The 24,489-nt window shown below is 72.1% G+C and carries 22 protein-coding genes and 2 pseudogenes; 7 read left to right on the plus strand and 17 right to left on the minus strand.

All coding sequences use genetic code 11. The annotated features are described in order from the left end of the window. Positions 1 to 18: 18 nt before the first annotated feature. The 3 genes from AB0G20_RS28630 to AB0G20_RS28640 form a co-directional block, all read right to left on the minus strand. The gene (locus AB0G20_RS28630) at positions 19 to 2,094 is read right to left on the minus strand and encodes a SpoIIE family protein phosphatase (protein WP_361307221.1); all 2,076 of its coding nucleotides are present in this window, start codon (positions 2,092 to 2,094) and stop codon (positions 19 to 21) included. A 131-nt stretch (positions 2,095 to 2,225) separates the two neighbouring features. Beyond that, positions 2,226 to 3,608 (minus strand): MFS transporter, encoded by a 1,383-nt coding sequence (locus AB0G20_RS28635; protein ID WP_361307223.1) that lies wholly within the window; start codon positions 3,606 to 3,608, stop codon positions 2,226 to 2,228. 169 nt (positions 3,609 to 3,777) lie between these two features. Further along, on the minus strand, positions 3,778 to 4,785 hold the full coding sequence (locus AB0G20_RS28640; protein WP_361307225.1) for an alpha/beta hydrolase: 1,008 nt from the start codon (positions 4,783 to 4,785) through the stop codon (positions 3,778 to 3,780). A 96-nt stretch (positions 4,786 to 4,881) separates the two neighbouring features. Here AB0G20_RS28640 and AB0G20_RS28645 point away from each other — a divergent pair, with 96 nt between their 5' ends. The 5 genes from AB0G20_RS28645 (at position 4,882) to AB0G20_RS28665 (ending at position 9,185) form a co-directional block, all read left to right on the plus strand. Next, the gene (locus AB0G20_RS28645) at positions 4,882 to 5,496 is read left to right on the plus strand and encodes a helix-turn-helix domain-containing protein (RefSeq protein WP_361307227.1); all 615 of its coding nucleotides are present in this window, start codon (positions 4,882 to 4,884) and stop codon (positions 5,494 to 5,496) included. 64 nt (positions 5,497 to 5,560) lie between these two features. Next, entirely contained in the window at positions 5,561 to 6,094 is a 534-nt protein-coding gene (locus AB0G20_RS28650) for a DUF1275 family protein (protein ID WP_361307229.1), read from the plus strand. Continuing rightward, entirely contained in the window at positions 6,091 to 6,297 is a 207-nt protein-coding gene (locus AB0G20_RS28655) for a hypothetical protein (protein WP_361307231.1), read from the plus strand. The genes AB0G20_RS28650 and AB0G20_RS28655 overlap by 4 nt, the downstream gene beginning before the upstream one ends. 191 nt (positions 6,298 to 6,488) lie before the next feature. Further along, positions 6,489 to 8,588, plus strand: a complete 2,100-nt coding sequence (locus AB0G20_RS28660; RefSeq protein ID WP_361307233.1) for a DUF4157 domain-containing protein — start codon at positions 6,489 to 6,491, stop codon at positions 8,586 to 8,588. Between the two features lie 63 nt (positions 8,589 to 8,651). Next, positions 8,652 to 9,185 (plus strand): GNAT family N-acetyltransferase, encoded by a 534-nt coding sequence (locus AB0G20_RS28665; protein WP_361307235.1) that lies wholly within the window; start codon positions 8,652 to 8,654, stop codon positions 9,183 to 9,185. A gap of 105 nt (positions 9,186 to 9,290) precedes the next feature. On the opposite strand, the gene AB0G20_RS28670 is transcribed toward AB0G20_RS28665, so the two are convergent. Beyond that, positions 9,291 to 9,890 (minus strand): TetR/AcrR family transcriptional regulator, encoded by a 600-nt coding sequence (locus AB0G20_RS28670; protein ID WP_361307237.1) that lies wholly within the window; start codon positions 9,888 to 9,890, stop codon positions 9,291 to 9,293. 146 nt (positions 9,891 to 10,036) lie between these two features. Here AB0G20_RS28670 and AB0G20_RS28675 point away from each other — a divergent pair, with 146 nt between their 5' ends. Next, a complete protein-coding gene (locus AB0G20_RS28675) occupies positions 10,037 to 10,948 on the plus strand; it encodes an NAD(P)-dependent oxidoreductase (protein WP_361307239.1) in 912 nt (303 codons plus the stop codon). A gap of 16 nt (positions 10,949 to 10,964) precedes the next feature. On the opposite strand, the gene AB0G20_RS28680 is transcribed toward AB0G20_RS28675, so the two are convergent. From AB0G20_RS28680 to AB0G20_RS28690, 3 genes are all read right to left on the minus strand, one after another. Further along, positions 10,965 to 11,516 carry a hypothetical protein gene (locus AB0G20_RS28680; RefSeq protein WP_361307241.1) on the minus strand — a complete coding sequence of 184 codons (552 nt, stop codon included), beginning with the start codon at positions 11,514 to 11,516 and terminating at the stop codon, positions 10,965 to 10,967. Positions 11,517 to 11,550: 34 nt separating this feature from the next. Then, positions 11,551 to 12,030, minus strand: coding sequence for a hypothetical protein (locus AB0G20_RS28685; RefSeq protein WP_361307243.1), 480 nt, complete (start codon positions 12,028 to 12,030; stop codon positions 11,551 to 11,553). Between the two features lie 76 nt (positions 12,031 to 12,106). Next, a complete protein-coding gene (locus AB0G20_RS28690) occupies positions 12,107 to 12,868 on the minus strand; it encodes a ZIP family zinc transporter (protein WP_361307245.1) in 762 nt (253 codons plus the stop codon). Positions 12,869 to 12,953: 85 nt separating this feature from the next. Here AB0G20_RS28690 and AB0G20_RS28695 point away from each other — a divergent pair, with 85 nt between their 5' ends. Beyond that, positions 12,954 to 13,337: a VOC family protein gene (locus tag AB0G20_RS28695; RefSeq protein WP_361307247.1), complete on the plus strand. Its 384-nt coding sequence runs from the start codon at positions 12,954 to 12,956 to the stop codon at positions 13,335 to 13,337. Positions 13,338 to 13,396: 59 nt separating this feature from the next. On the opposite strand, the pseudogene AB0G20_RS28700 reads toward AB0G20_RS28695, so the two are convergent. From AB0G20_RS28700 to AB0G20_RS28745, 10 genes and pseudogenes are all read right to left on the minus strand, one after another. Next, positions 13,397 to 13,654 (minus strand): annotated as a pseudogene (locus AB0G20_RS28700) (VOC family protein); the annotation flags it as partial. Positions 13,655 to 13,669: 15 nt separating this feature from the next. Continuing rightward, the gene (locus AB0G20_RS28705) at positions 13,670 to 14,962 is read right to left on the minus strand and encodes an ABC transporter substrate-binding protein (RefSeq protein ID WP_361307249.1); all 1,293 of its coding nucleotides are present in this window, start codon (positions 14,960 to 14,962) and stop codon (positions 13,670 to 13,672) included. Continuing rightward, positions 14,959 to 16,098, minus strand: coding sequence for a branched-chain amino acid ABC transporter permease (locus AB0G20_RS28710; protein WP_361307251.1), 1,140 nt, complete (start codon positions 16,096 to 16,098; stop codon positions 14,959 to 14,961). The genes AB0G20_RS28705 and AB0G20_RS28710 overlap by 4 nt, the downstream gene beginning before the upstream one ends. Continuing rightward, entirely contained in the window at positions 16,091 to 16,987 is an 897-nt protein-coding gene (locus AB0G20_RS28715; protein ID WP_361307253.1) for a branched-chain amino acid ABC transporter permease, read from the minus strand. Before AB0G20_RS28715 ends, AB0G20_RS28710 begins: the two co-directional genes overlap by 8 nt. Beyond that, a complete protein-coding gene (locus tag AB0G20_RS28720) occupies positions 16,984 to 17,784 on the minus strand; it encodes an ABC transporter ATP-binding protein (protein WP_361307255.1) in 801 nt (266 codons plus the stop codon). Before AB0G20_RS28720 ends, AB0G20_RS28715 begins: the two co-directional genes overlap by 4 nt. After that, entirely contained in the window at positions 17,781 to 18,599 is an 819-nt protein-coding gene (locus AB0G20_RS28725; RefSeq protein ID WP_361307257.1) for an ABC transporter ATP-binding protein, read from the minus strand. Before AB0G20_RS28725 ends, AB0G20_RS28720 begins: the two co-directional genes overlap by 4 nt. A 315-nt stretch (positions 18,600 to 18,914) precedes the next feature. Further along, the gene (locus AB0G20_RS28730) at positions 18,915 to 20,183 is read right to left on the minus strand and encodes a helix-turn-helix domain-containing protein (RefSeq protein ID WP_361307259.1); all 1,269 of its coding nucleotides are present in this window, start codon (positions 20,181 to 20,183) and stop codon (positions 18,915 to 18,917) included. Between the two features lie 192 nt (positions 20,184 to 20,375). Further along, positions 20,376 to 21,851 (minus strand): annotated as a pseudogene (locus AB0G20_RS28735) (helix-turn-helix transcriptional regulator); the annotation flags it as partial. Positions 21,852 to 22,213: 362 nt separating this feature from the next. Then, positions 22,214 to 23,155 (minus strand): alpha/beta hydrolase, encoded by a 942-nt coding sequence (locus AB0G20_RS28740; RefSeq protein WP_361307261.1) that lies wholly within the window; start codon positions 23,153 to 23,155, stop codon positions 22,214 to 22,216. Between the two features lie 650 nt (positions 23,156 to 23,805). Next, complete coding sequence (locus tag AB0G20_RS28745) at positions 23,806 to 24,369, minus strand: snapalysin family zinc-dependent metalloprotease (RefSeq protein WP_361307263.1); 564 nt, start codon at positions 24,367 to 24,369, stop codon at positions 23,806 to 23,808. Positions 24,370 to 24,489: the final 120 nt, after the last annotated feature.

Below are 24,489 nucleotides of genomic sequence, written 5' to 3' on the forward strand. Positions count from 1 at the left end.
CGGGGGCGGGGGGCGTGCTCACCTCAGAGGCTGTGCATGGGCGATGAGCAGCGCGACATCGTCATGGTCAGCCGGATTGCGGAGTTGCCGGAGCAGCCGGTCGCAGGTCTCCTCCGCGGAGCGGTACGGCGGAGAGAGCAGGCGCAGGAGCTCGTTCAGGCGCTTGTCGATGGGGTCGTCGCGGGTCTCGACCAGGCCGTCGGTGTACAGGACGAGTTGATCGCCGGGGTTCATGGCGAGGGCGGAGGTTTCGAAGGGACCGCTGCCGACTCCCAGTGGGGTGCCGGTGGGCAGGTCGAGCAGTTCGGGTGGTCTGCCGGCGCGCACCAGAACGGGGGGCAGGTGGCCGGCGCAGGCCACGTGCAAGAGGGCGTGGTGGGGGTCGTAGACCGCGTACACGCACGTGGCGATGTAGGGGTCCAGACCCTGTGTGATCTTGTCGAGGTGGGTGAGGATCCGGCTCGGGGCGAGGTCGAGGTCGGCGAGGGTGGAGGTGGCGGTGCGCAGCCGGCCCATGGTGGTGGCTGCCGGGATGCCGCTGCCCATGACGTCGCCGACCGCCAGGGCGGTCCGGTCACCGCTGAGGGGGATGACGTCGTACCAGTCGCCGCCGACCTCGCTGAAGGCCTGCGCGGGCCGGTACCGGGCGGCGATCTCCAGGCCGGGGCGGCGAGGCGAGGGCTGGGGCAGCAGGCTGCGCTGGAGGGTTTCGGCCGCGGTGCGGATGTGCTGGTGCAGGATGGCGTTGTCGATGCTCAGGGCGGCGGACGAGGCCAGTTCGCAGGCGAGGGTGAGATCGTCCTCGTCGAAGGGCTGCGGGTTGCGCGCGCGGGCCAGGCCCATCACGCCGATGATCTCTCCGCGGGCGATGAGGGGGACGGCCATGTCGGTGTGGACGCCGGCCTGGGCGAGCAGGCCGGCGGCAGTGTCGTCGGCTGCGATGCGGCTGAGCTCTCGGCTCTCGAGGTGGGTGAGCAGCAGGGGCTTGCGGGTGCGGAGGCAGTGGGCCGCCGGGTGGTCGGCGTGGTAGGCGGTGAGGTGGCCGGGCGCGATGATCGCCTCGGAGGCGTCGGTGGGGTACGCGGTCTTCACCGCCAGGGCTCGGAACAGTGCCGTTCCCTCGCCGCGGTCCGGGCGGCCCGTGCGCAGGACGGAGTCCAGGATGTCCACCGCGATCATGTCGGCCAGGTCGGGCACCAGGACGTCCGCCAGTTCCTGGGCGGTCCGCTCCACCTCCAGTGTGGTCCCGATGCGGGCCGAGCCGTCGGCCATCATGCGCAGGCGCTCCTGGGCCCGGTCGGCCTGCCTGGCTGCTTCGTACCGGTCGGTGACGTCCACCACCACGTTGGCGATGCCCAGCACGTTCCCGCTGTGATCCTCGAGTCGGTAGAGCGACACGGCCCAGGCGTGGTCGTTGTCCGGGTCGGCGCGGGTACGGCCCACCACCTGGCGGTCCACCAGGGGCAGGCCGGTCTGCAGAACCTCCCGCATCTGCCTCTCCGCGGTCTCGAAGGGCGCTCCGGGCAGGATCTCGCGGAAGTGGCGGCCCACGTGGTCGGCCTCGGGGACGCCGTGCATGGAAGCCAGGGCCCCGTTGACGGCCACGTACCGCAACCCGGTGTCGAGGACGGACAGGCCGATCGGCGCCTGGGTGACCAACTGGCTGGAGAGGGCCACCTCGCGCTCCACCTGCCGCACCGTGGCCCTGTCGGTGGCCAGCCCGAGCGCGTAGTGGTCACCGATGTTGTCCGTCAGCCGCATGGTGCGGAACTCGACCGTCCGGGTGCTGCCGTCCTTGTGCCGGACGGGGAACGGTCCCGCCCAGCCTCGGCCGGTCTCCATCACCTCGTCGAACAGTGCGAGCCCCGCCTCCCGGTCTTCGGGATGGAGCAGCAGGGTGGACGCGTAGTGCCCGGCCGCCTCGCCACCGGTGTAGCCGAACAGCTCCTCGGCCTGCGGACTCCACATGTCGATCCGGCCGTCGGCCTCCACCAGCACCGCGGCGACACCCAGCAGGTCCATCAGCCCGCTCGGGCCGGATGCCGCCTCCTCCGGATCACCCGCCCGCTGCGCTGGCTGATTCGCTCGGCTCATCACATTCGCCCCTTAGGCCTGTCGAGCTCACCGGCCCGCCCGCCTGCCTCGGCAGACGCTCACGGCCGTCTCCTTGCAGGTCAGCAACCGTTGCACTTCCAGCCTTCCACACGTCCCGGCTCCGACCGAGGTCATGAACCGGTTCCGGTGGCGGAGTCGCGCGCCTCGCCGATGTCGCGGAGTGCCATCCCCCGGGCTTCGGCGTGGGAGGCCGCCGACGGCCCGTCGTGCGAGGACGGCAGTTCCCGTCCCAGGCGTGCGAGCGGGGAGAGGGCCATCACCACCGGGGACAGCATCATGCCTGCGGCCGTCACCAGCAGGCCGGTGCGCAGCCCCCACTCCCCCGCGAGAAATCCGCCGGCCAGAGAACCGAGCGGGGTCAGGCCCATTCCGGCAAACGTGATCGTCGCGGCCGCGCGGCCCTGCATCCCGCCCGGAGTGACGGCCTGCCGGACGGCCATGACCGTGACATTCACCAGCTGCCCGCCGAACCCGAACCCGAACACGAAGCCGACCGCGAGGAGCGCGGGAACCGTCACGGCAGCGGAGCCGTCCAGGGCGGGCACGCACAGGAACACGCCGTCGCCGAGTGCCGCCGCCCCCATGAGCACCGCGCCGTACCCGAACCGGCTCGGCAGGCGGGCGGCCAGCAGCGAGCCCAGGATCGCGCCCGGTCCGGCCGCCGCGAGCGCCAGCCCGACGACGGTTCCCGACAGGTGCAGTTCCCTTGGCAGGAACAGCAGATAGACGGTCATCATGGCCGCGAAGGAGAACTGGAACGCGGCCGAGGCCAGGCACACGGCCCGGAGCACGGTATCGCCGGCGACAAAGCGCAGGCCCTCGTGGATCCGCTGCCAGATCCCAGGGGGATTCTCCGGGCGCTCCGGCATGGATTCGGTTCGGCGGATCCGCCGGATCGACAGGAACGACAGGGCGAAGAACAGCGCGCTGGAGGCTGCGGCGATCGGCGCCGACAGCAGGGACACCAACACCCCGCCGAGAGCGGGACCGCCGATCTGCGCCGCGGACCTGCTGCCTTCGAGCGCGCTGTTGCCCGGCACCAGTTGGTCGCGTCTGACCAGTCGTACGAGAGACGCCTGGTATGCCACGTCGAAGGACACGGACAGGGCGCCGACGGTGAAGGCGAGCACGAGCAGGCCGGGCATGCCGAGCCGGCCGAGGAGGCCGGCCAGGGCGGCAGCGCCCAGGGCCAGGGCCCGGCCGGCGTCGGTGAGCACCATCGTCGTGCGGGTACGCCACCTGTCCACCCAGGCACCGACGAGGAGCGAGAGCAACAGGATCGGCGCCTGCCCCACGGCGCGGAGAACGCCCAGTTGGCCGGCGCTGGCGTGAAGTGTCAGGACGGCCAGGAGCGGCAGAACCACCAGGCTTGCGTGTTCACCGAGTTGGGAGGCTGTCTGCCCCGTCCAGAGTCTGCGGAAGTCGGCGTCTCGCCACAGGCTGGACGGAACAGGTCGAGCGGAATCGGATGCGGCGGAGGAAGCGGACGGCACGGGAATCCCTTGTGTTGCCGACAACGAGGCCCGCCACCGAGCACATGACCGGTGCATCGGCGGTTCGGGCAGGAGAAGGCTCGCTGTGCCGCATCCTCAAGGGCAGCACGCGATGACAGGCCGATGAACGGCCGACACGTCAACGCGCGCTCGGGAAACCGACCATGCCTCAGCTCCTCGTGGGTGACTCGCTGTGCCCAGACCCTACCTGGGCTCGTGACGTGTGGTGCAGGATCTCGGAGGCCAGACGGTCGTCCAGTGCCCTGGGCAGGGTGTGGCCCATGCCCTCGATCATCACCAGGCGGGCGCCGGGGATGGCGGCGGCGGTGGCCTCGGCGTGCGCGGGCGGGAACATCGGGTCCTCCGTGCCGTGCAGCACCAGCGTCGGCGCGGTGACCGAGGCCAACTCGGCCGCGGAACCCGAGCCTGCGGCCCCGGCGAGCGTGTGATGGAGCCCGGCCATCAGATCACGCGCCCGCTCGTACACCCGCCGTTCCATCGCGCGGTACTCGCGCTCGTCGAACGGCAGCACCCGTCCGTGCAGGACGCGCCACAGCGGCAGTCGGGCGGCAAGGTATTCCTCCAGTCCCGCCGCCGGCTCGGGGAGGGCCGTGGTGAGCGCGGCCAGCAACTCGGGGGTGGGCGGAGGCAGTTGCCCAGGAAGCGGGGACCCGCCCTCCAGAGCGCGCTGCACCGCCGCAGCCGTGTCCGTACCGAGGGGTTGTGACGACAGGCTCGTCAGGGTCAGGACCCGGGGAGCGTGGGTGACGGCCAGCCGTTGCGTGATGAGACCGCCGAGGGAGGCGCCCACCAGGTGGGCCTGCGCGGCTCCGAACGCGTCCAGGACGGCGAGCGCGTCGGAGGCCATGTCGGCGACGGTGTAGGGGTGGGCGGTGAAGTCGACGGTGGAGGAGCGGCCGGTGTCGCGGTGGTCGTAGCGGATGACCCGTCGGCCCCCGTCGACCAGCCGGCGGACGATGCCGTCGTTCCACTGGATGCCTTGGGCCTGTGCGCCCATGACCAGCAGCACTGGCGGATGGTCAGGATCGCCGAAGCTTTCCGCCCACAGCTCTACGTCGTCTGCGCGGACGATCTGCTCGCTGCCCGCCAGGAACTCGTTCTCGTACTCGTTCTCGTACTCGTTCTCGTTCTCGTTCTCGAGTGCATTTTCCTGCATGGTCGTTCAAGGTAATGGTTCTGTGCGCGTCACGCACCGGTTTTCCCGTCGGGCCCGGGTTGGACGCCACGGGCCCCGTCCGGGCAACCTGAGCCCATGGCTGGAGTCAAGGGGCAGGTGCAGAAGCGGGGCGTGGAACGCCGACGCGCCATGGTCGACGCCGCGATCGACCTGTTCGCACGTCAGGGGGTGCGCGGCACGGGGGTGGCCGCGATCGCCGAGCGCGCCGGCGCGACGCCCTCGGCCCTCATCCACCACTTCGGCAGCAAGGACGGACTCGTACAGGCCGTCCTGGAGGAAGCCGACCGGCGCGCCTTGCAGCGGCTGTCCGTCCCGGCCGACGCCGAACCCACGCTGGACGAGGCGTTCGACTGGTTCATCCGGGACGCCGAGTACACCGCCGCCACCGAAGGCCAGTTGGCTGCCCTGCACACCACGCTCACCGCGGAGAACCTGCAGCCGGGCTCCGTGCTCCACGCCTGGTTCCGGGACCGCGGCCGAGCGCTGCGGGCCCATCTGTCCGCCCTGTTCACGCGAGCCGTCGCCGATGGCTCGGCCCGGGCCGGCCTCGACCCGGGGATCCTGGCAGCGGAGACGGCCGCGTTCATCGAAGGGGCCCACCTGCTGTGGCTGCTCGACCCCGAGCAGGTGGACCTGACCGCCCTCCACCGCAGCTACTTCGAGGGCTTGGCGGCCCGGCTCACGCCATGAGCGGCAGCGGCGGCCCGGGAGGCCGCCGGCCCGGGGCACCGTGCCCCGGGCGGACGGACGGCCGATGCCGCCCGGCGTTCGGGGCCCGGCTGCGGCTCGTGGCCGCCTCCTCGTACCTGCATGCCCGCCCGACCCGCGCGGAGCTCGCTGCTGCCGATGTCTTCGACGTGGCCGCCCGCATCCATCGACCGCGTGTCCCGGGCCGCGGGGAAGGGTCGCGCTCGCCGGGGAGGGCGACGTTCCGGTGGCGCGGCCCGCCACCGCGATCGGCGCGTTCATCGCCGGGGCAGCCGTCGCGGGCGTCGTCCTGAAGTGGCTCGCTGTACGCAGACGGCCGTGGTTCCCGGCCGGGCTGGTCTGCGAGGCCGTACTGCTGGTGTGCGCCGGGGTGCTGGCCCTGGCGGAACACGGCACCGGGGCCGTTCCCGCCGAGGACGACAACGAGGTCGTCGCACTCGTCGCGCCGGCCATGGGAGTGCGTGCCTCCACCGCCCTGCGCGTCCATGTACCGAGCATGCCGACGCTGCTGAGCCGGACCGCCATCGCCGAGCTCATCAACGACGTACTGAGACGCCCCCGGGCAGCGCTGCGCGGATGACGGCGAAGCAGCGGCCGGCCAGGACCCGGTGGACGGCCACGGTGGGCGGGATCTTCTGCGGCGGTGTGCTGAGCACGCTGTTGCTGGTGCCGCTGGGCACGGGGCGCGCGCTGCTCGTCATCGCGGCGGCGGTGCTGCTCCTCGCGGTGGTGGGCATGGTCGCACCGCCACGCGACGCGGATCCGGTCCCGAACAGGACGTAGGCCTCGGCGGAGCACGGCACCAGCCGCTCGGCCACGCACCGGCAGATAGCGGTCCCGTGCTGTCGGCGCGACCAGGTAGAGCGCGGTGCGGCGGCCCGGGACTGCCCCCGGTTCTGCCCCTGCGGACCTCCCCGCTCGGGGCCCCGGTCGGGTAGGAGGAGAGGGCCCTCGTCGACGAAGGGGAATCGCGTATGCATGCCCAGGCACAGAAGCGCTCGAACGCCGACCGCGTCGGCGGACGCCCCGCGTCCCGGCCGGCCGCCACGCCGCCCCCGCTCGTCGCCCTCCAACAGGCCGCGGGCAACGCTGCGGTGACCCGCGCGATCCAGCGGGCACGGGACGAGCGCCACCCCGAAGGGAGGCAGAGCGAGCCCGGGGGACGCGACGCCGGCGAGGCCGTGCCGGTCCAGCGGCGCCCCTCGGCCCTCGACGCCGTCGGCTCCCCCGGACGCCCCCTGGAAGCCCGCATCCGTCAACGGGCCGAACAGGCCTACGGCATGGAGTTCGGCCACGTACGCGTCCACGACGAGCCCGTCGCGCAGCGCTCGGCCGAGGAACTCGGGGCCCTCGCCTACACCACCGGCTCCCACATCGTGCTCGGCGGGAGCCGCGTCAGCGATGAGGTGATGTTCGAAGAGGTCGACCACGTGCGCCAGCAGGCTCTGGGGCCCGTGCCGGGCACCGACAACGGCAAGGGTGAGAAGGTCTCCCACCCGAACGATCCGTTCGAGAAGAGCGCTGGGTCCAACGGCCGGAAATTGGCCCGGGGCGCCGACCCCGACCTGTCGCTGCCGGGGGCCGCCGCAGCCGGCGGGGTGGTGCAGCGCAGCGTGGACGGGGACGGGGATGTCCCCGTCCCCGTCCAGCGGGCGGACCGGCCCGGCCCTGCGGCCACGACCGGGTCGCCGGCCACCACCGAGTCCCCGACCACGGCTTCACCCCCGGCCATGGTCCGTCTGGCGCGGCTGCTCGTCGGCGGCAGCCAGGAGATCCGGAACAAGCAGGTGCGGGACGTCCTCCACAAGCGGGTGCGCGGTGGCCCGAGGTTCACGGGCGAGGAGCTCCAGGCGATCAGGGCCGTGGAGTCCGAGGACCCCAAGTGGCTGAAGACGGTGGGCCTCTGCACCCACGCCGAAGCGGCGGCCTACATCGAGGCGGGCGACTTCCGCGGCTGGCTCCAGCAGCCCGAGGGCAAACGCCTGCTCGTGGCCACCCTGCGGTGGCAGCAGAACGTCGAGGACCGCGGCCAAGGGAAGCCACCGGCCAAGCCCACGCGATCGGACTACCAGCTCGGCCGCCACATGGCCATGCACGCCGACGAGACCCCGCAAACCGAGAAGGATCAGCTGAAGGAGGAGCGCAACGAGCAGATCTTCCAGACCTTCATCAAGACCTTCCTCCCTCCCGGTATCAGCGACGACGTACCGGACGCCCAGAAGCACAGAGAGCGCGTCGAGCGCGGCACCGAGCTGCTGACCAAGATCTTCCTGATCCTGAAGGAGGGGCTCAAGGTCTTCAACCCGGAGGCGGGCATCCACGAGGACTTCGAGGACGACGTCGCCCACGCCCTGGCCTACGGCGGTCGCGTCAACGTCCGTATCCCGCAACTGGCCGACGGCCAGCACGGCTACGAGCTGCCCCAGTGGCTCCACATCACCAAGGAGGACCGGAATGCCTGGGAGCCCCGATCGGCGCCGGAGGCACCGGTGTACCGGCGCGGATTCGGCACGCACCACATGGAGATCGGCGACAACGAGAAGGACGGCACGCGGGGCGAGTTCGTCGAGAAGGGCGAGATCGGGGCCACCGTCCAGAACTGGCTCGACCCCCACAGCCACCTCTACGGCCTGCCCCTCGCCGTCGGCGGCATGGGAAACAACGACTACCACGGCGACACCATCCTCCCGGACGAGTCGTACGGGCACCTGTTCATGGGGTACAAGCCTCCGACCCGCAAACGGGACGGCGCACTTCAGGTCGGCATCGAGACCGCCGGGCCGGGAGGCAGAACTCCCGACGGCTACGAGCACGGCGTGACGAGCAGCGAGAAGAACAACAACCCCGTGAGCCACTTCGGCGGCCACAAGGACGACAAGCCCGGCGCCAAAGCGCCCCTCGGTTCGAGCCAGCGCCACGTCGACCTGCGGGAGTTCGGCGACTGGGTGCAGAAGCTGAAGCGCCTGGAGAGGGACTGGAAGACCGAGTTCGCCGAGGCGAAGACCCATGAAGAACGCGCGGCCCTGTACAGGGACCTGATCGGCAGACGCGGCAGCGCCGGTGCAGCGCATTGAGAGCGGCACTGTCGAAGTCGGCCCGCGTTCGCGCTCGCTCCGCCGCGTCGGCAAGATGGGATCATGACCGAGATCCGCACACCCCGCCTCCTCCTGCGCCGATGGCTCGACGACGACCTCGTCCCCCTGTCCGAGATCCATGCTGACCCGGCGGTGATGCAGCGCATCGGCGACGGCGCGCCCCGCTCCCTGGACGAGACCGCCGAGGACATCGAGGCGTGGGAGGAGGAGTGGGACGAGGAGGGGTTCGGGATGTTCGCCGTCGAGCTCCTGGGCTCCGGCGAGCTGGCGGGTGCCGTCGGCCTGTCCGTGGCCGACGCTCCGGCCGAGATCGCCGGCCAGGTGGCGATCAGCTGGCGGCTCGGGCGGGTGTTCTGGGGGCAGGGATACGCCTCCGAAGCGGCGCACGCCACCCTGGAGTTCGCCCTGCAGGACCGCGGTCTCGACCGGGTGGTGGCCGTGTGCCGGACGGACGACAGTGCCTCCGCGAACGTACTCGACAAACTCGGCATGCAGATGGAAGGAACCACACAGCACCCGGTCCACGGCTACGACCTCGGGGTCTACGGCATCGACCTCACGCAGTACCAGGAATAGTCCCCGCGCGACCGGCGTGACCCACCCCGGGTCGGGTGCACGACGGAGTGTGCAGCTCGCACTCCCCCGTGCCGCGAAGCCGCCTCGGCGGAGGGCCCCCGCCGGTCAGCCGTCCTTCTTCGTCACGGCCGCGTCGAGGACGGGACCCAGTTCCCGGGCCACGGTCGTCAGGGCCCGGACGTCCCGCTCGGCCCGGGCGAGGAGGATCGCCCCCTCCAGGCTGCTGATCATGAGCGTGGCGAGTGCGCCGGCCCGTTCCTCGGGCACGCCCATCTCGCTCAGCGCCCGGGCGACCGCACCGGTCCAGGTGGCGAAGGCCGCGGATGCGGCCTTGCGCGTGGAGGGGACCGACTCCGCGCAGTCCACCGTGGCGGCCGCTACCGGGCAGCCGCCCGCGAAGCCGGCGGCCTCGTACTCGTCGGTCCACTGGCGCACCATCTCGGCGAACAGCCCGCTCGGCGTCGGCTGGGGCAGTGAGGCCAGGAAACGGGCGACACGGCCTGCCGCGTAGCCGCCGGCCCAGCCCACCGCCTCGTCGACCAACTGCGTCTTGCCGCCGGGAAAGTAGTGCTGGAGCGAGCCACGTGGCGCTGCGGCGTCGACGGCGACCTGGCGCATGCCCGTGGAGGCGACTCCCTCGCGGCGGATGAGCTGGGCCGCGCTGAAGACCATCCGCTCGCGCGGTCCCCGTTCGGCCTTCGCCATCGTCGACCTCCGTCAGCAGCTCTGTCGCGCGTCTCTCGACCTCCACTCTATGACCGCCGTCATAATCGGGGCTACTATGACCGTTGTCATAGTCGAGGGGGAGGGTGGCGGCTCGGCCTCCGTGCGAGCCGGAGAGGCGGTGTGTCGTGCACGTCGGTTTCATCGGTCTGGGGGTCATGGGGCAGCCCATGGCACTGAACCTCGTTCGAGCCGGGACACGACTCGTGGTCTGGAACCGCACCCCTGAGCGATGCGAACCACTGCGGGCCGCCGGCGCCGAGGTGGCGGCCGGCACCGCCGAGGTCTTTCACCGGGCGGCCACCGTGTTCCTCATGCTGGCCGACGAGACGGCTGTGGACGCGGTGCTGGGGCGCGGCACCCCGGACTTCGCCCCGCGCGTCGCCGGCCGCACCGTCGTCCACATGGGCACGACCTCGGCGGAGTACTCCTGCAGCCTTCAGGACGACATCCGGGCCGCGGGCGGGCACTACGTCGAGGCCCCGGTCTCGGGCAGCCGAGTCCCTGCCGAACGGGGCGACCTGGTGGGGATGCTGGCGGGCGCCGACGACGCCGTGGCGACCGTACGGCCGCTGCTTGCTCCCATGTGCCGTGAGACGTTCGTGTGCGGCGCCGTCCCGAGCGCGCTGCTGCTGAAATTCTCAGTGAACCTGTTCTTGATCGCCGTGGTCACGGGGCTTGCCGAGGCGTTCCACTTCGCCGAGCGGCACGGGCTTGACCAGCATCTTTTCCGGGACGTCCTGGACGCCGGTCCCATGGCCAGTGCCGTCTCCCGGGGCAAGGCGCCGAAACTCGTGGAGCGCGACTTCTCGGTCCAGGCAGCCGCAGCGGACGTCCTGAAGAACAACCGCCTGATCGCCGAGGCCGCCCGCAAGGCCGACCTGGCGTCCCCGCTCCTCGACGTCTGTCACGCCCTCTACGACGAGACCGTTCGGCGGGGCCATGGCGGCGAGGACATGGTGGCCGTCCTGCACGCCCTGGAGGCCCGGACCGCCGGCGCACCCGTTTCAGCGGACCGAACGGCCGACAAGTCCGCTTAGACGCCGTCGCATGGGGTCAGCCGGTGCCACGCTGCCCGAGCAGACGAGCCTGTTCGGCCTTCAGTTCGGCGAACCCTTGCCGTGCATAGACGGCAAGCTCCTCGCTTGGGAACGGCACCACCGAGAGATGATGGTCGTAGCTGCCCCGCGTCCACCTGGCGGCTGTGATCTCGTACCCCGAGACGTGAGCGCACAGTTGGAGCAGGATCGGCGGCATCTCCGGTTCCTTCAGGAGATCTGCATGCCTGATGACGAGATCGCGCATGGCCTGGATGTTCGGGAGGAACACGGTCGTGACCCACAGCCGCCACTCGGCGAGTTCTTCCTCGCTGGGCGGAGTCTCGTGGACGAACGGTGATCTGCCGTCGGGGCGGGCGTTGCGTTCCTTGAACGCGTGGAAGCTGCGGCTGTTGGCCTCGGTGAGGGCGAACAGGGGCCCGTAGAAGTCGCTGAGCTGGCGGTTCAGGCGTGCCAGGCGTTCTTGACGCTGCGACAGGCGCAAGCCGTTGAGATAGGTGGCGACATAGCCGACGAACGCGAGTCCGATGGTGACGACCAGGGCGATCATGAAGGGCGATGCTACTGAGCAGTGCGCCCGTTGGTCAGCCGGTGGTGGCGGATGAGGGCTGAGGGGGTCGGTTCAGACCCCGCATCCCGAACAAGAAGCGCGTCACAGGCGTCCGGCGCACCAGCAGTTCGTAGGCGGCCAGCGTCAGGGCGAGGGAAATCGTCACCAGCACCACGTACTCGACCGGGATCGGTGCCGACCAGCCCACCACGAAATAGGCGACGGCGACGACGATCGGCTGGTGGAGGACGTACAGCGGCAGCACGGCGACGGCGAGGTAGCCGTGGACACGTCGACGCGCGGTCCGGGTCGGCGCCTGCACGGGTTCCTGTGGTGGCTGTAGACCGGGGCGGTCGAGGAGGCCCGGGATGGCGACCACCAAACACCAGCCGGCCGCCCCGAACACGGCCCGCGACACGACGGCCGAAGGGGTCGTGTCGGTGAAGGGGTCATCGCCCGTGGTGAAGCCGGGGGTTGCTGCGATGAAGAGGAGCACGCCTCCCCCGACTCGCATGCGTGGCACCCATGGTGGCGGGGAGGGTCGCCGAGGGCCATACCCGCACACCGCCGGCCGCCCGGACGATGTGACGTCAGGCGTGGGACAGCGCGAAGGAAACCAGGAAGCCGCTGACCGTGACCAGCCCGATCGCCAGATGAGCTTCCTGGAACGCCTCGGGGATCATCGTGTCGGCGATCATGGCCAGGATCGCACCGGCGGCCACCGCCGTCACCCCCGCGATCACGGTGGGCGAGAAGCCGCCGAGGACGGCGTAGCCGAGGACCGCGGAGGCAGTGCTCGCGACCGCGATGGCGCCCCACACCGCGAAGACGTAGCCCTTGCCGCGCCCGGACTTCTTCATTCCCGCCGAGCTGGACAGGCCTTCCGGGACGTTGCTGATGAACACCGCCGCGACCGTGACGAGGCTGACTGCACCGCCGTCGAGCAGGCTGACGCCGATCACCGCCGACTCGGGCACTCCGTCCAGCAGCGCGCCCAGCGCCAGAGCCAGGCCCGAACCGCTCTGTTCCTCCTCGGACGGCTGTGTCTGCCCCGTGTGGTGGCCCGATCGCTTGCGGTGGCGAGCGCCACGGCGTGCCAGCCACAGATTCCCCGCCGTGTAGGCCAGCGCTCCGGCCAGTGTCCCCACGGCTGCCGGGCCCAGCCCACCCTGCTCGTAGGCCTCGCCGACCAACTCGAAGGAGACGGCCGAGAGCAGCACTCCGGCGCCGAAGGCCATCACCAGCGCGATGAGCTTCTGCGGCACGCGCATCCCGTAGCCGAACACCGCTCCCAGCAGGAGGGCACTGCCTGCCAGCAACCCCCAGCCACCTGCCTGAATCACCTCGGACATGCCGCGCCGTGTACCCGCGAGAGCCTGCTCGGCACCTGCGGCCTCCGGTGGCCCTCGGCACACCCCCTGAGGCAAGCTGACCCGCATGGTCTCGATAGTGCAGAACGTGGCGATCGACTGCTCGGATGCGTATCAGCTGGCGCGCTTCTGGAGCGAGGTGACGGGTTGTCCGCTGCATCCCCAGGACGAGCCAGGAGACCGGGAGGTTCAGGTGATGCTTCCGGAGGGCCCGTTGCTGTACTTCAACCAGGTGCCGGAGCCGAAGACGGTCAAGAACCGGATCCACCTGTGTCTGCGCCCGACCACCTCGCGTGAGGACGAGATCGAGCGGCTGTTGAAGCTCGGAGCCTCCTTGGTCGCTGATCGCCGGAAGTCCGACGGCGCGGGCTGGGCTGTCCTCGCCGATCCGGAGGGCAATGAATTCTGTGTCCTGCGCAGCGATTCCGATCGCGCCGCGATGTCTCCCTGAGGCTCGGGGCGGGCAGCTCTCCGCCGCTGGTCCCCGGGCAGTACGTTCGGCTGAGACGGCTACGCGGGGCTTGGGTGGCGGACCAGGCAGAACGGGTGCCCCGCCGGGTCGGCGTAGATCCGCCAGCTCCGCCCGTCCGTACCGGCGTCCAACACCGTTGCTCCCTGGGCCAGTACCTCCTCTTCGGCCCGGTCCAGGTCCTCGACGCCGAAGTCGAGGTGGAACTGCTGCGGTCCGGCCGGGTCGGGCCAAAGCGGCGGCCGGTGGTCCATAGCCCGTTGAAAGGCCAGGACGGCACCGGACGCCCGGATCTCACCGCCGCCCCGAGGCCTCTACGACGTGCGAGAAGTGAGGTACTGCTTGACGCCTGGCGCGGTGTGGGCTTCCTCCACGTTCACCGCGGCCCCTACCGCCTTGGCGTCCGGCTTGTGCACGTAGGTCGAGGTGCTCGCGGGCCGTGCCTTGTCGGAGAAGTTCTGCGGCGAGCCGAGGCCGACGTCGACGCTGGACTGGGAGCGGTGGGCCTTGACCACGTCCTCGCGGGCCAGACTGCCGTTCTCACAGGCCTTCTTGAGGTCGGTGCCCATCAGCCGAGCGGCGTTGTAGCCGGAGAGCACACCGGAGTCGACCAGGGAGTCCGGGTACTTCTTCTTGTAGGAGGCGACCATCGTGCGGACCCCGGCCACGTCGGAGCTGACCGCGGGGACGGCACTGACCACGTTCAGCATGGCCGCCAGGGCCGGAGCGGCAGGCGTCTTCATCAACTGCGGGGCGTAGCCGGGGGCGCTGCTGACGACGGGCACCTTCAGGCCGCGGGAGGCCGCGACGCCGACCAGTGAGGCCGTCTGGGCCGGTCCGGCGCTGATCAGGATCGCCTTGACGCCCTCCTTGCGCAGGGCGGAGACCTGTGCGGACAGGTCGGTGTCCGTCGCCTTGATCTTCTGGTCGGCGATCTTCAGGCCCGCCTTCTTCGCGGCCCACCGCGAGCCCTCCAGCGCGTTCGCGCCGTAGTCGCCCTCGAAGTAGACGTGGCCGATCGTGTCGCCCTTCGCCAACCCCTTGGTGCGGGTGAGGAAGTCGACCGCGGCGATCATGTCGATGTCGTAGGTGGTGCCCAGGACCTGGACCGAGTCACGGTCGAGCAGGGAGGCGGCCCAGGCCTGCGGGAAGGTGAGCACCTTGTCCCGTTCGATGTCGTCGAGCAGGGCGGCCATCACGGGCGAACCGATGACCTGGGGCAGCGCCACGACGTCCGCGGAGATGTCGGCGTAGGCGGTGACGGCCTTCTGGACGTCGTAGCCGTGGTCCTTGACGACGATCTCGATGCGCCGGTCGCAGATGCCGCCGCGGGCGTTGACCTCGTCCGCCCACATCTGCTGGGCCTGCACGATGCTCTTGCCGAGGGTGGCGTAGGGGCCCGTGAGGTCCGTCAGTGCACCGAGCCTGATGGTCTTGCCGGTCACTCCGGGACCGGTCTTGATGCCGTCGGCGCCGTCGTCGGCGCTCTCGGAGGAGCCGGCCTTGGAACTGCATCCGGTGCCCGTGAGCAGCAGGGCCGCGAGGGCCGCGGCCAGGACCGTCTTGGTGCGTGCGGCGCGGTGCGTGTGGTGGTGCGTGGGCTTCACGGGGTGGGCTCCTTGGCTCGTACGGCTGGCGTGGGCGGCAGGGACGGGGAGGTGGTGCCGGCGGATGGTGGGGCGGCTCGGCGGCTGCGCAGGCGGGCTCGCAGGCGGCGGACCAGGCCGTGCAGGCCGTCGGGGGCGAAGAGGAGGATCAGGACGATCGCCGCTCCGTAGAGGTAGCGGGCGGCCTCGGTGGGGCCGACCGTGCCGCCGGTGGTGCCGGGGGCGGCCACCAGCGGGAGTTGGTCGGCGTAGCGGGTCATCAGCAAGGGCAGCGCCGTGACGAAGACGGCGCCCGCGGTGGCTCCGGCCACCGAACCCAGCCCGCCGATGACGATCATGGCGAGGTAGTCGACGGACAGTACGAGGCCGAAGTAGTCGGGGACCACGCGGCGGAAGGACAGGGCGAGCAGCACCCCGGCCAGGCCGGCGTACATCGACGAGACGACGAAGGCCGCCGAGCGGTAGCGGGAGACGTTCACGCCCATCACCGCGGCCGCGGTCTCGCTGTCGCGCAGCGCCACCAGAGCGCGTCCCGGACGGCCGCGGAGCAGCCCGCGGGCGGTGAACCAGGTGATCGCGAACAGCGCGAGTCCCAGGTACCACAGCCGTTCCTCGGCGCCGAACGGCACGCCCAGCAGGGTCAGTTCTGAGTCGGCGGAGAAGGAGAAGCCGCCCAGTTGCAGCGGCGGGACCGAGCGGCCGTTGAAGCCGCCGGTGACGGAGTCCGCGGTGAGCAGGACGTGGTGCCCGAGGAAGACCAGGGCGAGGGTGGCGACGCCCAGGTAGATGCCGCGCACCCGGCCGGCGACGGGGCTGAAGATCCCGCCGGCCGCCCCGGCGAGCAGGACCGCGAGCACCGCGGCCACGGCGGTCGGCAGCCCGGGTCCGGGTTCACCGGCCAGCCATACGTAGCCGTAGGCGCCCACGGCCAGGAAGAAGGCGTGACCGAGGGAGAGTTGGCCCGCTGTGCCGGAGAGCAGGCCGAGGCCCACCGCGCCGACGGCCGCCGCCATCGAGAACAGGCCGATGCGCAGCCAGAACGCGTCGAGGTAGAAGGGCAGGGCGCACAGGATGATGACGGCCGCGAAGGTCCGGCCGAGACGGACGGCGCGGGCGCGGGAGAGTCGCTCAGACACGGACCGCCGCCTTTCCGCCGAACAGCCCGGTCGGCCGCACCAGCAGCACCAGCACCATCACCGCGTAGGGAGCGACGTCGCCGAACCCCTCGCCCAGGACGTGCAGGTCGGACTGGTAGCCCGCGACGAGTGCCTCGGTCATGCCGATCAGCAGGCTGCCCGCGAGTGCGCCGGGCGGCGAGGCCATCCCGCCGAGGATCGCCGCCGGGAAGGCCTTCAGGGCGATCTGCCCTGTCGTGCGCTCCAGGCCGGGTGCGGGGAACGCGGCGAGGAAGACCGCCGCCAGGGCGGCCAGCGCTCCGGCCAGGCACCAGGCCAGCATGCGGACCCGCACCAGCCGTACGCCCATCAGGGAGGCCGCCTCGACGTCCTCGGCCGAGGCCCGCAGCGACAGGCCCCAGGAGGTGTACCGGAACAGGGCGAAGACACCGGCTATGACCACGGTGGAGACCACGATCGCGGCGATACGGCTGTCCGCGACGGTCACCGGCCCCAGCCCGCTGACCGAGTCGCCCCACGGGTCGCCGAGCGAGAGCAGGTCGCCGCCGATCCGCCGCGACAGGTCGGTGAGGATGAGGATGTCGACGCCGATGGTGACGATGGTCTGCACATGGGCGGTGTGCGGGTCCGGCCCGCCGGCCTGGAGCAGGAAGCGGTCCATGGCTCCGGCCACGGCCGCCGTCACCAGGACGGACACCGCGAGGGCCCCGGCGAAGCCGAGATCGTCGTGGAGGACGGCGGTGAGGTAGCCGCCGAGCAGGAGCAGGGAGCCGTGGGCGAAGTTCATGACGCCGGAGGCCTTGAAGATGATGACGAAGCCGAGGGCGACGAGGGCGTAGACCGCCCCGAGGGCGAGGCCGTTGAACACGTTGTCCAGGAGGGTGGTCATGCCGCGTCCTCCTGTTCGGCGCCGGTGCCGAGGTAGGCGCGCAGCACCTCGGGGTCGCTGCGGACCTCGTCCGGGGTGCCGTGCGCGATGGCGCGACCGAAGTCGAGGACGGTGACCTCGTCGGCGAGCCGCATCACCAGCCCCATGTCGTGCTCCACCAGCACGACGGACAGGCCGAGTTCGGCGCGCACGGTGTGCACGACCTCGACCGTGCGGGCACGCTCGGCCGCGTTCATTCCGGCGACCGGCTCGTCCAGCAGCAGGACGCTCGGCTCCAGGCACAGGGCACGGGCGAACTCCACGCGCTTGCGGTCGCCGTAGGAGAGCAGGGCGACGGGGCTGTCGAAGTGCGCTGCCAGGCCGGTGAGTTCGGCCATCTCGCGGGCCCGGTCGAGGTGTGCGCGTTGTTCGCGTCGCGCGTGCGGCAGGCGCAGCGCGCTGGCGGCGAATCCGGCCCGGGACAGGGCGTGGCGGCCGAGCATCAGGTTGTCGGCGACGGTGCCCTGGGTGGTGACGATGTTCTGGAAGGTGCGGGCCACGCCGAGGGCGGCGATGCGGTGCGGGGCGAGCCGGGTCAGATCGGCGTCCCCGAGGCGTACGGTGCCCGTGGCCGGGCGGCACAGGCCCGACAGCACGTTGAAGCAGGTGGACTTGCCCGCTCCGTTGGGTCCGATGAGCGCGTGGACGGAGCCCGGGGTGACGGTGAAGGACACCGCGTCCAGGGCGGTGAGCCCGGCGAACCGGACGGTCACGTCCGTCACGGCGAGTTCGGGTGGTGCGGTGGTACGGGCGGTCACGCGGCTCCCTGCCCCTCGGTGGTTCCGGCTCTCGCGGTCTCGGTCCCTTCTTCGGTGGTCTCGCCCAGGTACAGCCGCTTCACGGCGTCCGTGCGGGCGAGCTCGTCGGCGGGTCCGGAGAGCCGGACCTCGCCGACCTCCAGGACGTGGGCGGTGTCGGCGAGGGACAGCGCCATGCCCGCGTTCTGCTCGACGAGCAGGACGGCGGTGCCCTGGGCGTTGATCTCGCGGACGACCTCGGCGATCCGGTGGACCATCTGCGGGGCGAGGCCCAGGGAGGGCTCGTCGAGCAGGAGCAGGCGGGGCGCGGCCATGAGGGCCCGGCCGATGGCGAGCATCTGCTGCTCGCCGCCGGAGAGCAGTCCCGCCGCCTGCCGGGTGCGTTCGGCGAGGCGCGGGAAGAGCGTGAAGACCCGCTCCCGGGCCTCGGCGACCTGGTCCGGGCGGCGCCGCCCGAGGCCGAGGCCGCCGGAGCGCAGGTTCTCGTCGACGGTGAGTCCGGCGAAGACCCGGCGTCCCTCGGGTACCTGGACGACTCCGGCGCGCACCGCGGCGACCGGGTCGCGCCCGTCGAGTTCCGTGGCGCCGTAGCGGATACGGCCGGCCGTGACCGCGCCGCGGTGCAGGCGCAGGGTGCCCGACACCGCCCGCAGCAGGGTCGTCTTGCCCGCGCCGTTGGCGCCGAGCAGGGCGACGACCGTGCCGTGCGGGACGGTCAGGGACACGGAGCGAAGGGCGGACAGGGCGCGACCGTAGGTCACGTCGAGGCCCTCGACGTGCAGGGCGGGCTCTTCGTCCGGTGGTGCTTCGGGCATCACGGCTCCTCGGATCCGTGCCGTCGGGCACGGGTGCTTCGGGGGAAGGGCAGCTCACGACAGCACGGGCGCGGGTGGGCGGTACAGGTGTTCGGGCCGGGTGGCTGCGCCGTCCCAACGCGGGTCGGCGGGGACTGTGCGGCTGCCCAGGGGCGGCGGTGCGCGGGACGGGGGGATGCCGGGCAGGGGTGCGCTGCGGCAGGACGTCGGCCGGTGGGTGGCGGTGCTGTGCCGCGGCAATGAGACGTGCGAGGCGCGCCGCGGGGGGCGGAGTGCACGGACCGCGCGGCGGCGCCGGCCGGGGGGAATGTCCGGTCAGCCGCGCAGCAGCCGCCGCGCCGTCAACGCGAGGCCGATCTCCACCACGTCGTGCGGGCGGGCCAGAGAGCGGCCGATGAGTTGCTCACAGCGGCGCAGCCGGTTCAGGACGGTGTTGCGGTGGCAGTACAGCCGTCCACCGGCACGCTGGGCGGAACCCTCGCAGGCGAACCAGGCGACCAGGGTGTCCAGCAGTACGTCCCGGTCGGCCGGTTCCAGGCGCAGGAGTGGGCCGAGTACGCGCTCGGTGAGGGTCGCGCCGAGCTCCGGGCAGGAGACGACCAGCGCCTCGGGCAGGTGTTCGGTGAGCCGGACCGTGCCGCCCTCGGGCGGGCTGATGCTCAGCGCCAGGTCGGCCAGGCGCCGGGCGTCGCCGACGGCGGCGAGTCCCCTCACGACGCTGCCGACGCCGATCCGGCATCCGGCCCTGCCGTCGGCGGGCAGGGCCGACGCCGCCACGAGGTCCCGGTCGGCCTCCTCGTCCCCCTCGTCGCCGACCAGGACGATGCCGTAGTCCACCTCCACTCCCGAGTGCCAGTACGCGCTCCCGCGGGGCGCGGTGTCCTGCTGTCGGCCTCCGGCGACCGCGACGACGACGTACCGGCCGTGCTCCGGCAGGCACAGTCTCTCGGCGGTCTCGGGCAGGTCCGCGATCCGGCTCGTGCCGTCCAGGAGGGCCGCCGCCAGCAGACGCACCCTGTTCTCGCGCCGCCAGGCGAGCTGCCGCTCGGCCTGCCGGTAGGCGTCCGCCACGAGGGTGCAGTGCTCGTCGACGAAGTTCCACACGTCGGTCGCCACGTGCACGAGGAGCCGGATGTCCTCGGGCTCCGCGCGGGTGGTCTCCTCGACCAGCCGCTGCCACACCAGGGACCCGCCGAGCCGGAACGCGTGCAACAGGGCGTCCAGCGGCAGCCCCTGCTCGGCGCGGGCGACGCCGATCCGCCAGGTGCAGCGGTGGGCGGCCTCACGGGAGCCGCGGGGGTCGAGCAGCGAGGTCACGCTGTGCCGCAACGAGCGGTACACCTCCTGCCACGTGGCGGCATGGTCGTTCTCCAGAGCGGTCCGGTACGCCGGCTCCTGCTCGCGCAGGACCGCCAGCAGCCGGTCGGTCAGGTCCGGCAGGTCGTCGAGCAGGATGCGGGCCGACCGGTGCAGGACGCGCAGCGCGTCGGCGTCGATCAGCGACCGGATCCGACGTGAGCGCAGCTGCGCAACGGGCGTCGGCCCGGTGCGGAACGTCGTACGTGTGCGTGCGGCAGGATGCATGGCGGTCCTCCCCCGACTTCGGCCTTCCGGCAGCCCCCGCCGCCGTCCGGGCGCAGCGGCGTCCGGCGGGTGCGCTGCCCGTACGGCCGTCGTCACCCGCGTAGTGCTGCTTCGAAGAATGGCATACCGTCCGGTCGGTCCCCAGAGTCGTGCGGCGTCTTCTCGATGCGGCCGCCGAGATTCCCCGGGAATTCAGCGGTGCTCTTGGTCGACCATGCGGGCCAGTTCGATGCGGGAGCGCACGCCGAGAGCGGCGAAGACATTGCGTAGGTGGTAGTCGACCGTGCGGGTGCTGACGGCCAGCCGCTGGGCGACCTCCCTGTTGGTGGCGCCCTCGGCCACGTGGCGTGCGATGCGCAGTTGCTGCGGTGTCAGCCGCGCCAGCCCTGCGGTCGGCTCCTTGCCCGACGCGGCTCCGTTGGCGCGCAGCTCGCCGCGCGTCTGGTCGGCCCAGGCCCCGGCGCCGCAGCGCTCGAAGGCGACCAGGGCGGCCCCGAGCCGGGCGCGGGCCTCCCGCAGCCGACGGCGCCGCCGCAGCCACCTGCCGTACAGGTGCTCGGTGCGGGCCCGCTCGAAGTCGCCGCCCCACTCGTCGTGCAGGGCAAGCGCTTCCCGGTAGAGGTCGTCGGCCTCGCGGTCGTCCGTGGCGAGCAGGGCGCGGCAGCGCGCGAGCTGGGCGGGCGCGTGCGGATCGGCTCCGAAGGCGGCCCACCGGGCGAGGTCGGCGACGACACCCCGCGCGTCCTCCGGCTGCCCGGCGAGCACCGCGGCCTCCACGAAGCAGGGCACGGCGAGCATCCAGACGGCGAAGTGACCGCGCCGGGGTCCGGGGCCGACGAGCGGGCCGAGCCGGTCGGCGGCGTCCAGGGGGCGGCCGCGGGCGAGGTCGGCGCGTGCGGTGGCCCACTCGGCCAGGGTGGCGGCCTGAGCCAGTCCGTGCCGTCGGGCGGTGACCAGGGCGGCCGAGGCGTACCCGGCGACCGCGGCGGTGTCGCCCTCGATCGAAGCGGCCAGGGCGAGCATCGCGTGGTGGCTCGCCGCGGTGTTGCGATGGCCGGCCATCAGTGCCGCGCGCACGCCCTCCTCCGCGTGGGCGCGCGCCTGCGCGTGGCGGCCGGCGCGCAGTTCGCCGTAGGCCAGGTACTCCAGGGCGCGCGCTTCGAACGCGGCGCTCTCCGCGGTGCGGGCGGCTGCGAGGGCGCGGGCCCCGGCGGTACGGGCCGCGTGGACGTCCCCGAGCAGCAGGGCCGCCGCCGCGGCGCGCAGCAGCCGCTCCGGCCGGTCGTCGCGGCGCGCCTGGTCCAGCACGCGCCGCAGCGGCCCGGCGGCGTGCTCCGGCCGCCGGGCCAGCAGGGCCCGCATGCCGTCGCGGTAGTCCCGGAAGAACGGGTCGCGGGCATCGGTGAGGCAGCTGACGTCGGGTGACAGCGGGCTCTCGCCGGAGAGGTCCTCGGCTGTGACGGTGCCCGGTGCGGCGTGCCCGTCGGGCCGCTCCGGGGGGTCGGTGCCGTCGAGGGTCGTCAGACAGATCATGACGTCGCCGGACGCCCAGGCGGCGTCGGTGGCGCAGAGACGTGCGGCTTCGGCGGTGTCCGGGTCCTCGGGGGCCAGCAGGGACGCGGCCAGCAGCAGGGTCTCGCGCGCGTCGCCCACCGGCCCGTCGAACAACTGGCGCTTACCGCGCGCGAGTTCGACATGGCCGCGGTTCCCGGCGGCCGACCGGTCGGTGTCCCGTCCGTTCCGGCTCCCTGCGCGAGGGGCCGTTCGCCACCCGTTTCTGTCTCCGGTCATCCCACGGAGGTTACTTGCGCGTAAGGAAGACCGGAAGGCTCACGTCCGCGCTTCCGGGTGCGCCAACCCGTGGCTCCACCTGCGCGTTGACCGGCTCGGCCGGTGACCGGATTGTGCCGCGGCCCAACGGATGGCCGCATCGGCCGTGCCCCGGCACGCCACCGGCGGCGGACGCGTCGCACGCGTCCGCCGCCGATCCCCCTCGCAGGCGCGGCTCCGCAGCCCGGGGGCGCGGAACGTCAGGAACCGTGCGGGCAGTTGCCCCGGTACTCCTCGATCGTCAGGCTCGGCCGGGGCAGCGGGCACAGGAACTGCTCGTAGCGGGTGTCGTTGTCGATGAACCGCTTGAGCCAGGAAATGCTGTACTTCGCGATCGTCGTGTTCGACGAGTTGGGGGTGAAGTGCGTCGCCGAGTTCAGCTCCAGGTATCCCCGGTCCAGCGAGGAGGACAGGCTCGAGTAGAAGGGTTCGGCGTGGGAGGCGACCGGGGCGATGGTGTCGCCGTCGGCTCCGAAGATCAGGGTCGGCGTGGTGACCTCGGGCCAGGTCTTGTCGAGGTTCCACGGGGTCAGCGGGATGGCCGCTTGCAGGGCCGGACGCGACTTGGCGGCCTCCAGGCTGCCGCCGCCGCCCATCGAGTGGCCCATGACGCCGAGGCGTGAGGCGTCGACGCGGGTACGGACCGAGCTGCGGTCGGTGAGGTAGTCCAGGGCGGCCAGCAGCTGACGGCCGCGGGAGTCGGGCTGGTCGAGCGTGGTGAGGGTGTCGATGGTGAACACCACGAAGCCCTGCGAGGCCAGGCGCGGTCCGAGCCAGGCGATGGACGACTCGTAGGCGGTGTAGCCGGGCGAGACGGCCACCGCGCCGAAGGTGCCGTCGCTGGTGCTCGTCGGGTAGTAGATGGTGCCGCCGCCGAATCCGGTGACGGACAGCGAGGAGACGGACGTCTGTGACACAGCGTAGGGGCCGCGCAGCGCCTCGATGCTGGAGGTGGTGGGGGCCGGGCCGCGCTCGTAGGGGTTGTCCGCGGCGTGGGCCCCCGGGTTGTTCAGGGGTCCCAGGCCGACGGCGAGGGCGAGTGCCGCGGCGGCGCCGGCCAGTCGCCCGGCCCGGCGCCCGGCTCGGTGCCCGAGGGGGCTACGGGTGCGCGTGGGCGAATCGGTGTGGGGGTGGAGTTGCACGACGAGTCGTCCTCTCTGTCGTGGCGGTTGGCCGTTCGCGGGCACGCGGGACCTGGGGCGTCTGCCGCGTGCCCGCGGTGGGCACCGCCGTCGGGCTGGCCGTGCCACTGTCAGGGAGGGGTCGCTGTGCGGGGACCGGCAATGTCACCGGTCTCGTGCGGCCGGTGCCGGGGGTACGCCCGTCGTTGCGGGGCCGTTGTGCGGCGATCGCCCCGGGGCGCCAGTCAGCCGGCGGTGCCGGGGACCGCGAGGCCGAGGCCGAGGCCGAGGCCGATCACCGCACGGCTTGCGGGGGGGGCGGCCTTGTACGGCGGGAACACGTGGCTGCCCGGCCGGCGCGGGTGAGGACAGCGTGGAGTCGGTGCAGAAGGCGGCGATGAGACGGTGAGGGCCGAGGAGTTCGACGGCGAGGAAGGCAGCGGTCGGGCGGCGAGCCAGCCCGCGACCGCATCTCAGTGTGCCTGCTCCGCGACTCAGGCACCCCTGCGGAACGTGGACGAGCACGGAATCGAGGCCAAGGCGGGAAATCACTGACGAGTCCGGCAGCATCGACGTGCGGGCCCGGTCGGTTCCCCTGCCGTACGACGTGGTGGCAGGGGAACCGTCGCGTGCAAAGGCGCGGGGCCTTCTCACGCGTGGTGCCGCACGGGTCAGTCCACGATCACCTCGTTACCCATCGCCGGGGCCCGCCCGACGAGTTCGCCGCCGAAGTTGCCCTCGACCTCCGCCTTCTCCGCCGCGTTCGGATACGGGTTCGTGCACGAAGTACCCGCGGTGGAACCGGACATCAGGCTCGAGCACGGTCCGGGCTTGCGATCCGGCAGGCCGAGGATGTGCCCGAGTTCGTGCGCGGAGATGCGGATCGTGTCGTAGCCCTGGCCGACGGCCTGGCGCCCGATGTACACGGTCCCGTTGCCCAGGGTGGTGGGCAGGGCACGCGGCCAGCCGTTGTCCGCGAGGACCCGTATGTTCGCTCGCTGCCCGGCTGCGACCGGCCGCAGCTCGACGGCGTCGACACTCTCGTTCCAGATCGCCGCGCCCCGGTCGACGGCGCTCTTGAACTCCGCGGAGCCGCCGGCGTCATAGGTCAGGACACGGGCGGCCAGAGGGGCATCCGGCGCTTGGGGGGCAGCGGCCGCGGCCTGGCCACCCGTCAGGGACAAGGACACCAGACAGGCGGCGGCGAGGCCGCCGGTCAGCATACGGACGTGCATGATCGACCTCCTTGTGGGGGAAGGGTAGTCGTGCTCATGACACTCTTTAGCCCATGGCCCAGCAAGGTCACCACTGAATCCGTCAACTCGCGCCCGCGGACTCGGCCACGAGCACGCGTG

Origin of the sequence: Streptomyces sp. NPDC024017, from assembly GCF_040638895.1 — a bacterium.
In the GTDB taxonomy this organism is placed as follows: Bacteria; Actinomycetota; Actinomycetes; order Streptomycetales; family Streptomycetaceae; genus Streptomyces.